9 protein-coding genes are annotated in these 12,052 nt (G+C 64.8%); 5 read left to right on the top strand and 4 right to left on the bottom strand.

Going from position 1 to position 12,052, the window contains the following annotated elements:
• Nucleotides 1–3: 3 nt before the first annotated feature.
• The 5 genes from ACIQTU_RS02710 (at nt 4) to ACIQTU_RS02690 (ending at nt 4,712) form a co-directional block, all read left to right on the top strand.
• Nucleotides 4–1,098, top strand: coding sequence for an NAD-dependent epimerase/dehydratase family protein (locus ACIQTU_RS02710; RefSeq protein WP_400541951.1), 1,095 nt, complete (start codon nt 4–6; stop codon nt 1,096–1,098).
• A complete protein-coding gene (locus ACIQTU_RS02705) occupies nt 1,095–1,817 on the top strand; it encodes a class I SAM-dependent methyltransferase (RefSeq protein WP_400541948.1) in 723 nt (240 codons plus the stop codon). The genes ACIQTU_RS02710 and ACIQTU_RS02705 overlap by 4 nt, the downstream gene beginning before the upstream one ends.
• Nucleotides 1,807–3,180 carry a glycosyltransferase 61 family protein gene (locus tag ACIQTU_RS02700; RefSeq protein WP_400541945.1) on the top strand — a complete coding sequence of 458 codons (1,374 nt, stop codon included), beginning with the start codon at nt 1,807–1,809 and terminating at the stop codon, nt 3,178–3,180. The genes ACIQTU_RS02705 and ACIQTU_RS02700 overlap by 11 nt, the downstream gene beginning before the upstream one ends.
• A gap of 108 nt (nt 3,181–3,288) precedes the next feature.
• Nucleotides 3,289–3,987 (top strand): hypothetical protein, encoded by a 699-nt coding sequence (locus tag ACIQTU_RS02695; protein WP_400541943.1) that lies wholly within the window; start codon nt 3,289–3,291, stop codon nt 3,985–3,987.
• A gap of 257 nt (nt 3,988–4,244) precedes the next feature.
• Nucleotides 4,245–4,712 (top strand): hypothetical protein, encoded by a 468-nt coding sequence (locus tag ACIQTU_RS02690; RefSeq protein ID WP_400541942.1) that lies wholly within the window; start codon nt 4,245–4,247, stop codon nt 4,710–4,712.
• On the opposite strand, the gene ACIQTU_RS02685 is transcribed toward ACIQTU_RS02690, so the two are convergent.
• The 4 genes from ACIQTU_RS02685 to ACIQTU_RS02670 all read right to left on the bottom strand — a co-directional run bounded on the left by ACIQTU_RS02685 (nt 4,687) and on the right by ACIQTU_RS02670 (nt 12,036).
• Nucleotides 4,687–6,795, bottom strand: a complete 2,109-nt coding sequence (locus ACIQTU_RS02685) for a tetratricopeptide repeat protein (RefSeq protein WP_400541939.1) — start codon at nt 6,793–6,795, stop codon at nt 4,687–4,689. The genes ACIQTU_RS02690 and ACIQTU_RS02685 overlap by 26 nt on opposite strands.
• Nucleotides 6,788–9,247, bottom strand: coding sequence for a glycosyltransferase (locus ACIQTU_RS02680; protein WP_400541936.1), 2,460 nt, complete (start codon nt 9,245–9,247; stop codon nt 6,788–6,790). The genes ACIQTU_RS02685 and ACIQTU_RS02680 overlap by 8 nt, the downstream gene beginning before the upstream one ends.
• A gap of 81 nt (nt 9,248–9,328) precedes the next feature.
• Nucleotides 9,329–10,399: a hypothetical protein gene (locus tag ACIQTU_RS02675; RefSeq protein WP_400541933.1), complete on the bottom strand. Its 1,071-nt coding sequence runs from the start codon at nt 10,397–10,399 to the stop codon at nt 9,329–9,331.
• Nucleotides 10,396–12,036 carry an AMP-binding protein gene (locus ACIQTU_RS02670; RefSeq protein ID WP_400541930.1) on the bottom strand — a complete coding sequence of 547 codons (1,641 nt, stop codon included), beginning with the start codon at nt 12,034–12,036 and terminating at the stop codon, nt 10,396–10,398. The genes ACIQTU_RS02675 and ACIQTU_RS02670 overlap by 4 nt, the downstream gene beginning before the upstream one ends.
• Nucleotides 12,037–12,052: the final 16 nt, after the last annotated feature.

Genomic DNA, 12,052 nt, shown 5'->3' with positions numbered 1-12,052 from the left:
TTAATGGCGCCCCTGCAAGGCAAACGAATCTTTATCACCGGCGGGGCCGGCTTCATCGGCTCACGACTAACGCGCGCCCTGGCTGACGCCGGCGCCTCGGTCGTGATTTTCGACAATCTACTGGAACAGGTCCACGGTCCTCAGCCGCAACTCGACCTGGCCGGCGTACTGATCAAAGGCGACGTGCGCGACGCCGCCGCACTTTCGACCGCCGTCCAACAAGCCCGCCCCGATATCGTCTATCATCTGGCTGCCGAGACCGGCACCGGCCAGTCCGCCGACGAACCCTCTCGTTACGCCGCGGTGAACGTGGTTGGCTGCGCCAATCTGATCGAAGCTCTGAAAGCCTTGGAAACGCCTCCGCAGCGGGTGGTTCTGGCGGCCACGCGCGCCGTCTACGGCGAGGGCGCCTATATCGACGCCGAGGGTCGCACGGCCGCCCCCGAGCCTCGTTCGGTCGCGTCCATGGCCAACGGCGTCTTCGACCTGTTCGACGATCAGAACCGTCCCCTGACCCCCGCCCCCACACACGAGAGCCTCCCCCCGCGCCCCGGATCTGTTTACGGCTCGACGAAGCTGATGCAGGAGTACTTGCTGCAGCAGACGCCCGCGCCGTGGGATGTCGTCATACTCCGGCTCCAGAACGTCTATGGTCCCGGTCAGTCCCTGCGAAACCCCTACACCGGCGTGCTGTCGATCTTTTGCCAGCAGGCGATGGCGGGCCGCCCCCTTGATATCTATGAAGACGGCGAGATCTACCGCGACTTCATCTTCGTCGATGACGTGGTGGCCGCATTCGTCGCCGCCGCCCTGCGGCCTGACGCTGGGGGGTCACTGTTCAATGTCGGCTCGGGCGAGGCCTCGTCGATCCTGGCCGCCGCAGACATGATCCTCGAAGATCTGGAGCTGAAGAGCCAAGGCCGTCGCATCAGCGGCGCCTATCGGGCCGGCGATATTCGACATGCCGTAGCTGATGTCGCCAAGGCCCGCGACGGGCTGGGCTGGTCGGCGCAGGTGCCATTCCGTGACGGCGTGCGGCAGCTGGTGAAATGGGCCCAGACCAACCAAGCTATTGCCCCAAATGGAGCGGAATCATGACAACGGCTTTTCCTCGTCACCTTCACGGCGGCGTTCAGTACCTCGAGTTCCTGGGACGTTTTGCACCGGCCTGCGGGGCCCGTTCCTACTTTGAAATCGGCGTGAACATCGGCAAGAGCCTGAGGCGGATCGATCTGCCGAGCATAGGCGTAGATCCGAAGTTCATGTTCCGCGAAGACATCATGAGCGCGAAGCCCGAACTTCACCTGTTCCAGACCACCAGCGACGACTTCTTCCAGACGCGCAGCCTGAAGGCTTTCTTCCCCGAGGGCGTCGATCTAGCCTTCCTGGACGGGATGCATCTTTTCGAATTCCTGCTACGCGATTTCATCAATACGGAAAAGGCGATGGGGTCCGACGGCGTCATCTTCATGCATGATTGCTTGCCCCTGAACGCGGAGATGACCGAGCGGGAGCGGCGCCCCGGCCAACGCCGCGATGTGGAACTGAAATCCTACTGGACCGGCGACGTGTGGAAACTGGTTCCGATCCTGCAGCGTTACCGCCCCGACCTGGAAGTCACCCTCATCGACTGCGCGCCGACGGGCTTAGTCATGCTTCGCAAGCTTGACCCCGCCTCGCAGATCCTGAGCGCGAGCTATGACGAGATCATGGAACAGTGGATGGAGGTCGAGATGACTGACGCTAGCTTGGAAGACTTCTACAAGGGGCTGCCGATGTCTGCCGCCTCGGAGGTCCTGAGCCAAGTTGGCGCCTGAAGCCCCCCCGCATCGCAGCCACAAGGTCGGCGAAGCCCTCGTCGTCTTCGAGGGGATGTCGAACGCACGGATCAAAGGCATCCTCGACGCCGCCAGCGCCATCGACCGCGATGAGGCGCCGCTTCAACACGTCGTCATCCCCGCCAGCATCTTCCCCCTGACGGCTCGGGCCGGCGGCGTTTTCACAGGGGGGGTGCGAGCGGAAGACGGGGCAGCGGTCGGCTTCGCCCAGGTCCGGCGTCACGACATCCCAATGGTTGTGACCCCCCCGGAGCCGGAGACGACAGCACCGGCCGCGCCAGGGCTGGACGAAGCCATTTTCGGCGGCGTCCTGTTCAGCGGGTACGGCCATGTTCTGCTCGAGTCGCTCAACCGGCTCTGGTACGCCGTCGAACGGCCTGAACTCGACATCCTCTTCGCCGGGCTGCCCGGCCGTCATGTCGACGCATCCTGGAACCTGCTCAAGGCGTTCGCAGACCTGCTGCAGATCGATCAGAACCGTTTGAAGCTGGTTGTCGAACCGACCCGCATCAGGCGACTGCACGTGCCGCAGTCCGGCCTGGAACTCGGCCTGCGCACCTCAATGCCTTACGTTCGCTTCTTCCGTTCGGCCCTACGGGCGAGGTCTGGGCACATCCAAAAACGCCAGCGGGTCGCCTATATTTCCCGATCGCGGCTGAAGGGCGCGGTGCGCCGGGCCTTCGGGGAAAACGCGCTGGACCATGCCTTCGACGCGTCCGGCAACGCCGTCTACTGGCCGGAAACGTTGTCGCTGGATGATCAGATTCAAGCGTTCAACGCCCATTCCGCCTACGTCGGTTTTATCGGATCGCACCTTCACAACCTGATGCTGCGCTATGCTGAGGGCGACGTCGATTGCGTCTATCTTTGCAGCGAGGCGCCCAATCTGAACTTCCTGCAGATCGACATGCTGTTTCCGGGGCGGAGGACGTATTGTGCCTGCGCGCGCTACGAGCCAGTCTTCGAATTCGGCAACCGAGCACCGTTCCGCATCGATCGGGAGGCTGCAGCGCAAGCATTCCTTACCGCTGGGATCGATCTGCCCCTGCCCCCCTTAGACGGCACCGACGACACGACCTTTATCGAAGAGTGGGCATATCTTCTCTTCTTCTACAAGGTCTTCCGCCCGCTTGACCTTACATCGGAAGCCCAAGGGACGGGGGCTGCCGGGCGCGCGTTCCACGACGGAATCTCGGGACTGCTCAGGCGTTTGACCCAGCAGAACGCGGACCTCGACGCCCTGCGTCCCGCCTTGCTGAACGCCTACGACCGGGTCGCCTCAGCTTACCGACGCTTGGATCAGAATATCGTCCGGGCTGGCCGCGCGCTGCTCGAAGTATAGAAGCCCCCAGTGTCCGCTTTGCGAAACACTCGCAGAAAAACTAAGAATTCCTAGCAATTAGGGGAGCGCTTTCATACACTCAGCTACCCCCGAACTTCGAGACGCCAGATGCTGAAGATCTATGTTGGCTACGACTCGCGCGAAGACATCGCTTGGGAGGTGTGCCGCTACTCGCTACTTCGCCACGCCGTCGGCGAAGTCAGCATCTCTCCCCTAAAGCAGCCCCCCCTTCGCGAGCTGGGCCTGTACAGACGCCCGGCGGACAAGACAGCCTCGACCGAATTCTCGCTGACACGCTTCCTGACGCCTTTCCTAGCCGACACGGACGGCTGGTCGATGTTCGTCGACTGCGACTTCCTTTTCACGGGGGATATCACGGCCCAGATCGCCAGCCTTGACCCCTCGAAGGCGGTCTATGTCGTTCAGCATGAGTATACGCCGCAGCAGACGGTGAAGATGGACGGCAAGACCCAAACCCATTACCCGCGCAAGAACTGGTCCTCCATGATGCTCTTCAATGGCCGTCACCCCGATGTTCAGGCTCTGAGACCGGATGTTGTGAATACGGCTGAGCCTGCGCACCTGCACCGCTTCAACTGGATCAGGAATGCAGCCGACATCGGCGCGCTAGACCTAGACTGGAACTTCCTCGTCGGCGAATACGAGGTGCCCGACAAGGTGCCGACGGCCATCCACTATACCAACGGCGGCCCCTGGTTCCCGAATTGGATCGATGTCGATTATGGTCAGTTGTGGACTGAGGAACGCGACCGAATGCTAGCGGAGCATGACGCGCAGGCAGCCTGATCCCGCGTAGCAGAGGCGGTATCTTTTGGACGTTTAAGCCTGCCCATGCCCCATTCTCAGCCCCCTGCATTAACGCCGACCATATTGGGTTCGGTAATGGCGGATGAGGCTCCGTTAGCGGCGACGCGGTCAACAGATGAAGCCCTGATCATGCTGGGGGAGATGGAAAGAGGCGCGCTATCGGTTCTAGCGCGAGGGGGCCTGCCCGATGTCCAGGGCCTTACCGGCGAGATGCCCCAGAGGCGCCGTGGACTCTTTTGACCACTCCCTCGATGGTTGAAGAGCGCTGGCAAGAGATCCTGACCCGACCGCCCGACGCCGGCTTTCACTATCTGAAGCTCTCCGACGTCGCCCGCGCGGAGCGGCCGGACGTCGCGGAGGTGCAGTCCGCGGCGGCGGTTCTGGATCGGTCGGACGATCTGCGGGCCCTCCTCACCCGCCCCGGTGAGGAGGAAACTCAGAATGACGCCTTGTTGATGTTCTGGCCCACTGTCGAACTGACGAGCGTCCTGTTCGCCGGCAACGGAGACAAGGATCCGATCCGCGCCAATGCCCGCCGTGCGCTCGAATGGGAAACCTGTCGCCGCGAAGCCTTACGCCTCTGGGAGACTTCGCCCGGCCTCTCGCCCCGAACTACAGCCAAGCTGGTGGTGGAGCGGCTATGCCTGTCAGAATCGCACCATTCTGTCCGGCGACGGCTCATCGGTCACCGGCCGGAGGCCTAAACTCCACAGCGGCGGTCAGCCAGTCGAGCGCCTCCTGCACATCGGGTTGGCGCAGGCCGTCGAAAGGCCTCGGCGAGGGTGTGCGCCAGTGCGGATTGACCGACGGATCTTGCCTCAGCGCCGTTCCCCAGCGTTCCACTAGTGCCGTGCGCTCGGCCTGATCCCAGGCGATCCGCGTGCGGGTGACGTCATGGCCGCGCGTGCGCGATTCAAAATGGGTGGCCTCGATATCACCTGCGTAAATGACAGCGAGGCCGCGCCGCCGCACCGCCAAGCAGTAGTCGACGTCATTGTATGCGATCGCCAAACCACGCGCGTCAAAGCCGCCCACCGCCTCAAAGACCTCGCGCCGCGTCGCGAGAAAAGCCCCCGTCACCGCCGCCGCCTCACGGGGACGCCGCCAGCGATCCAAGGGACCGCCCTTCAGCGCCCTCTCACCCACGCCTTCGTGGCGAGGCGATCCCTCGCCCATGCCGAGCACCAGGCCCCCGTGCTGCAAAGAGCCGTCAGGATAGAGAAGGCGCGCGCCCACCGCGCCGACCCCCGGCCGCTCGAGCAAATCCAGCAAGCGGCTATCCCACCCCTGTGTCAGGAGTTCGGTGTCATTATTGAGGAACAGCAGGGCTCGTTCCGTGGTTCGAGCCCCAGCAAGATTATTGAGGCGCGACCAATTGAAAGGTTCATCGACCGCGAAGGCTTCAAACCGTCCTTGATGCACCCCCTCCGCCAGGAAGCGCGCCGTCGAAGCCTCTACGCTGCGATTGTCGACGATCGTGATGTGAACCCGCTCAGAACGATCGGCCCGAGACAGAAGCGAGGCGATGCAGGTCCCCAACATGCCTGCCTGGTCGCGGGTGGGAATGATCACCCGGATGGGTGTGTCGGAAGGCTCCGCCCGCCACGTTGCGGCCGGCGTCGGGGCCGCCTCCAACCACCCCGGCTTCGTATCGCCGGGCTCCGGCAGGCCAGACCGAGCCGTCTGGGGCAGCCGCATTTCGCTGGAAAGAAGAAAGGGCAGATGGGCCGCCTTTCTGTGCGTCGCCGCAGCAACCAGGTCCGCCCGCGCCTCGCCATGCGTATGCCGCCATATCACCGTCGGCAAAATCGGCGTCGTCAGAAGATCGATCGTCGACGGCGCCGGGAAGAAGACCGGATCGTCGAACACTTCCCCGTCGTCGCCGGCTTGCATGAGGTGGTCATGATCGGCGTAGACTACATCCGCATCCGTGCGCTTCGCCGCGTGGGCGAGCCAGGCTAGGGCCAACGGGTGGAGCACGACGCCGGCCTTCATGACGATCTGCGGGGCGTCCGCATTCGGGGCAGCCGAAAAGACGATTCGGGGATCCACGGCCGCGATCGATGCTGTCGGATGCTCGGCCACAGCCCCGGCCCCTGCGACCACAGCGCGCCATTCCACGCCCTCTTGGCGCAGCAAGGACTGCAGGGTGCCCCGCAACCGGAAAGGCGCGGCGCCATCAGCCTCGACCCGCACTTGCACGACCCCGCCCGCCGGATCGACGGGCGGCGCTTCCAGGGCATAGGCCTTACGCCATACGCCATAGTCCGCCAGCGCGGTGATGTCGGCGCGCCGGACGGCGGCGAGCGTCGCCTCGGCTCCGGCAATTGCGCGCTTCAGGGCCGAAAGGTTTCGTCTGGACGGCAGCGTCCCGACGTGGGGCAAACGCTCACGCGCGCCAGCGAGCACCAACCCCTCGCGGCCGTCCTCCCGGTTAGGGAAACGGTTCAGGACTTCCTCAAAAAGTTCGGCGGCTTCGTCCAGCCGCCCCGCGTTCAAGGCCATATAGCCCAACTGGATCAACGCTTCCGGCCCGCGCCGAAGCGCTAGACTCTCCCGATAGGCCGCCTCGGCGCCTGCGGCGTCTCCCGCCTCCTTCAGCATATTGCCGAGTTGTAGCCGACTGCCCGCCCGTTCTGGGCGCATAGCGACATGCCGACGGTAGTGATGCGCCGCCTCGCTCCATCGTCCTTCGGCCTGAGCTGCCTGCGCCAGACGCAGCACTTCGTTTGCAGTGTCGCCGGCCCGCCCGAACTTGAGAAGCTTGGTGAAGATTGAACTAGCCATGAGCGCCAGTCCCGCACGTCGGCATGTTCCGCAGCGCGGCGTCCCTTACATCCGGGTGGTCCGGCGCATGATCGCGATCCAGCGACAGCAGCGGACTGTAAAAGGGGTCGCCCTTCTCAATCATCATCCGCCATCGCGCGGCGAACCGAGCTGCATCATTCGGATGGCGCACCTCTCCGGCCGGGCGCCGCGTGGCCGATTCATGGTGCGTCAGCAGGCTGAAGCCGTCGTTGAGCACCGCAAGCCCTCGCTCTCTCAGCCTCAGACAAAGGTCCGTGTCGTTGAAGCCGACAGGTAGGTCCTCGTCAAAGCCAGCGACCGCATCAAAAACGTCCCGTCGCATCATGAGGCAGGCCCCGGTTACCGCTGACCATTCCCGTGTCGCCACCAGACCACAATTGTAGCCGGGATTGCGTCGACCATTCAGATTCAAAGGCGCGAATTTGAAGGCGTGCTCCGCATAGCCGCCGGGCCCCACGATGACGCCCGCGTGCTGAACACGTCCATCCGGATAGAGCAGTGTCGCCCCCACAGCGCCGACATCGGGCAAGGCGGCCAGAGCGCGCAGGCGTTCCAGCCAGCCCGCTTCCCTCGCCTCGATATCGTTGTTCAGAAACAGCAGGAACTCCCCGCCCGGCGGTGCGGCGGCAACCGCGAGGTTGTTCATCCGGGAATAGTTGAACGGCCCCGAGTAACGCAGCCTCGTCACGCTGTCGCCCAACTCCTCGAGGTAGGCCGCCAGCGCGGGCTCGTTGGAATCATGGTCGATCACCACGATGTCCAGGTCTTCGAAAGGCGCCGTCGCCTTTAACGAGGTGATGCAGGCGCGCAGCAAATCCGCGCCGTTGCGAGTCGGAATGATCACGCGAACCCTGCCGCCGGGGTCCTGGCGGTCGATCCTATAGGTGTTGAAGACCGGTCCCGGCACGGCTTCCCCTGCCTCCCCCACGCGCGCCAGATGCCGATTGATCGCGCCAATGGTCGCAATGGTGGTCTGGGCCGATCGAACGTGCCCCGCGCTGCCCTCATGCGTCCGCCAACGATAAAGAACCGCCGGCACGTGGGCCACGCTGCCGGCCCGTTCGATCAGCCGCAGTATCAAATCTACATCAGCCGAAATGAACAGGGCTTCATCCAGCCCGCCGACCGCCTTCACCAGTTCGCGCTTCGCGACCACGGGGTGCACGAAATAGGGATGGCTGAGGTAGTAATGCCGCGAGAAGGCCGGGCGCGCCACTATGGCGCGCAGGTCCGCCGTGTTCTCGCCCGTGACGACCTCGTCCGCGTAGAGCAGATCCGCCGCGCCGAGATGGGGCGCCAGTCTGGCCACGGCGTCAGGCTCCAGCCGGTCGTCGTGGTCCATGAAGAGAACATGCTCCGCCGTCGCCAGCGTCAGCGCCTTGTTGGTGGCCGCCGCGACACCCAGGCTTCGGGCATGAGCGTGCAGACGGACCCTGCCGCTCTTTTCGGCGGCGGCGGCCAGGATCGCCTTGACCGCAGGCGATGCGGCCCCGTCGTCGATGCAGACCAGTTCCCAGCGCCCGTCGCTCTGGGCGAACACGCTGGAAAGCGCTTCTTCCAGCCAGGCGGGTCGCACGTCATGGACCGGCATCAGGATGCTGAGAATTGGCGCTTGCGTCGCATCTGGGGCGGCGACCGCAGGGGTCGGACGCGACAGCCACCGCTGCAGACCGCGGGTCGCGCTGAGATCCAGCGGCGAGCCCGCCAGATCCCGGGCGTCATCCGCCCGCCGGATGCTGACGACGCCCGCCAAAAGTCCGGCGGTCAGCAACGGCCCGATCTCGAACCGGAAGCCCGCCTCGGGCGGCGCTAGCCCCAGCGCGGCCAGATCGTCGCGCGGCAGACCCGTGTAGGTCCGCGCCAGTTCCTGTCCATCGGCCAGCAGAATCAGCTCGAGCCGGCGCTGGGGCGCTTCCACGTCGAAGGCCCAACCCTCGATGGCCAGATCGCGAAGCCCATCGACTCCGCCGTCCACGATGGGAGCCGACCTACCTTGTTGGTGCGCAGCCAAGAAGGGCATGATGTCCGGCCGCGTGAGTGCTGCGCCGGCCTGCCTGTCGCGGTTCAACGCCCAGGCGGCGGCGTACCAGGCGACGGCCCGATCCGGGCGGCCCTGATGAACCTCCAGTTCGGCACAGGCCCGCAACGCCTCGGGATCCCGAGGCCGGGCGGTCGCCAGGGCCTCGAGCACAGCTCGCGACGACGCATAGTCGCCCGCTTCCTTGTACATGTTGCCCAAACGCAGCCGGACGGCGGCGTGCTCAGGGTGTCGCGTCAAGTACTGTCGGTAGTGCGCGGCCGCCGTCCCCCAGTCGCCCCGGTCTCGCGCAGCATCCCCGGCGCGCCGGTCCGGATGCGAACCGCGGCTCCCCGCGCCCAGAAGACGACGCCAAAACGAAAACAGTCGTGCAGCGGACAAGGATTTCCTCACTGACAAGCCACGCGCACCATCACATCGTGCTAGTCGGCGTGGACAGATACAGCAAGCCTGCCGTTGACGCCTCCGGAACGGTCAACGCACCGCGCCGATGAGGGCGTCGCAAATCGCCGCGCCCCCGTCGCCGGTCCGCACCGAACGTGCCAGGAAGGCCGCCTGGCTGCTGGTGTCGTACTGGCCCGACGCCACTTCCGCGACAAAGGTCCGCCACGCCTCCCATCCGTCCAGTATGCCCAGGCCTTCGTACAGGTCAGCGCCCTCGGTCGGAATCAGAACGACCGGCCGGTTCAGCCAAGCCGCGTCCAGCGCGATCGTGGAGGGGGTGGTGATCACCGCACTCATCCGGCTGATGACGTCGAAGGCGTCGTACCGGCCGATATCATCATCAGGATCGAACATCTCGATGTTCGGGGGCCAGCCGCTTTCGCCGAAACGCGGCAGCCAGCGGCCGCCGGGATGCGGCTTAACGACGAAGCGGACGTCAGGAAAGGCCGCCGCCGTCTGTCTCAGATTGCTCTGGAAGGCCTTGCGGAACCGGTCGTCGTACAGGTTCCAGTGCAGGTTCTCGAACACCCCGATCCGCAGTTCCCGCCCGCCCTGCATATCAACAGGTGAAGCGGGGAAAGCCCGCCCCGTGTGGACCAGGCGCGGCCGAAGCGCGGGCGCGCATTGCGCCGGAATGTGACTGTCAGGGAACCAGACGCAGATGATATCCGTCTCGATGACATAGGCAGCGCTGCTGCCGATGTCATGCGACCTCGATATACCGACGTTGTCGAGACCGTGCTGCATCGTCACGGTGGCCAGTCCCGCCACTCGCGCCTGGCGTATAAAGCGCTGAGCCAAGGCGTGACGAGGATGGTTGGACACCACCGGCGCCAGCGCAACATCAAAATTCGCCAAGGGAACATCGTCCACCGATGCGCTGGCGAGCACCGTCGCTCCGTGACATTCCACAAGTCGTTTGGCCATATGGGGCCGCCCCTGCGCGAAGGCGGGCGATAAAAAGGCCGAAAGGACGAGATCGCCGCGCGTCTCCGCCCGCTGGATCACCGGAAGCACCGCCTCGACCTCGCCCGGTTGATCGAGCAGGAGCGCGACGCGGACGACGCCGCTGAAAGCCGGCCGAGCAGCGCTGGACCTCAAGGCCTCGCGTCCTTGGCCGCCAGATACTTCTGCGCGTTTTCCTTGCGGCTGATCTTGCCGCTGGTGGTCTTCACCAGCCAGCCCGGCTCGACGACCAGGACGGTCTGGAGCGTCAGATCCAGTTGGGAGAAGACGCCCTCCTTGATGGCGCGCTTCAGCGCCGTCCAGGTTTCGGCCGAACGTTCGGATTCCACGACCACATAACCTTCCTCGCTCTGGGTGCGTTCGCTGTAGAGCGCGAAGGCCACGGCCCGGCCCGGCTTGACGCCTTCGATGCGGTTGACGGCCTCCTCGATGTCCGTGGCGTAGTAGTTCTTGCCATGGACGATCAGCAGTTCCTTGCGTCGGCCGCAAATGTAGAGCTCGCCGTCAGCGAAGAAGCCGACGTCGCCGGTCGTGTACCAGCCGTCGTTGAGCGCCTCCACCGTCGCTTCGGGATTGCGGTAATAGCCCGAGAACAGGCTGACGCCGCGCACCACGATGTCCCCGGTCGCCCGACTGTTCGCGGCCGGCGACCAGAGCAGGCGCCCCTCGGCGCTGTCGATGGCGATCTCCAGCCCCTCGATAGGGCGACCATTGCTGACATAGGCGCGCCCGTCGGCCTCGCTCAGCCGCACCCGCTGGGTCCGATCCAGTTCGTCGCCGTCGACACGGCGAATCGCCGGCGGCGTATCGAGATTGGACTGGGTGACGGCGAAAACGGTTTCAGCCATGGCGTAACAGGCCTGGATCGACCGGGGCGTGACGCCGCAGTCGGCGAACCTGTCGGCGAACTGGGCGAAGGTCTCTTCCTTGCACGGCTCGGAACAGGCGATGAAGGCGCGCATCGACGTCAGATCATAAGACGAGCCGGACGGCCTTAACCGGGCGATATGATTGAAGGCGAAGTTGGGCATCCAGCTCAAGGTGCCGCGGTGGCGCTCTATGGCCTCGAGCAGCATGGCCGGCTTCGACACCCATTCGAAGGCGTCCAGCGAGACGATCGTCGCGCCTAGCGCCAAGGGGATCAGGAAGCTCGAGAGCAGCCCCATGTCATGATAGAGCGGCAGCCAGCTGACGACGACGTCGTTCGCGTCAAAATCGATGGCCTTGGCGTAGCCCTCGGTCTGGGCGGCGATCTCGCCGAAGGTGAGCATCACGCCCTTCTTCAGCCCCGTGGTGCCGGAGCTATGCTGAAGCAGGGCCACGCGGTCGGCCGCCGGGTTCAGCCCGGCCTCTCGCGGTTGGAAATCGGCGACCCGCCGCACGTCCAGGACTTCGGCCTGCAGGCCGTCCAACGCCTCGCGCAGGGGCGCGATGTTTTCGGCGTAGGTCAGGACCAGCCCCGGCTCGACCCGACGAAAGAGCTCCCGATGGCTCGACCAGTACAGGTTTGCATCCTGCTTCGGCGTGGGGAACGGCAGGAAGGACGGCGTCAGCCCCGCATACATCGCGCCCAGGAAGGTAGAATATAGCTCGGCCTGATGGCGCAGCACGATGAAGACCACCGAGCCCGCTTCAAGGCCCAAACCGTCGAACATCGCCGCCGCACGCAGGGCCTCGGTGCGCATCGACGCATAGGTCTGCGGCGTGGTCTCGCCTTGCGTGACGAAGTGGACGCACGCCTTGTCGCCCTTCTCGACGGCATGACGGTCCAAGGCTTCCAGGAGGGTG

Origin of the sequence: Brevundimonas sp. NPDC090276 (assembly GCF_044772165.1) — a bacterium.
In the GTDB taxonomy this organism is placed as follows: Bacteria; Pseudomonadota; Alphaproteobacteria; order Caulobacterales; family Caulobacteraceae; genus Brevundimonas.
Note: the sequence above shows the minus strand (reverse complement) of the source record. Positions and strands in the feature narration are given on the sequence as shown.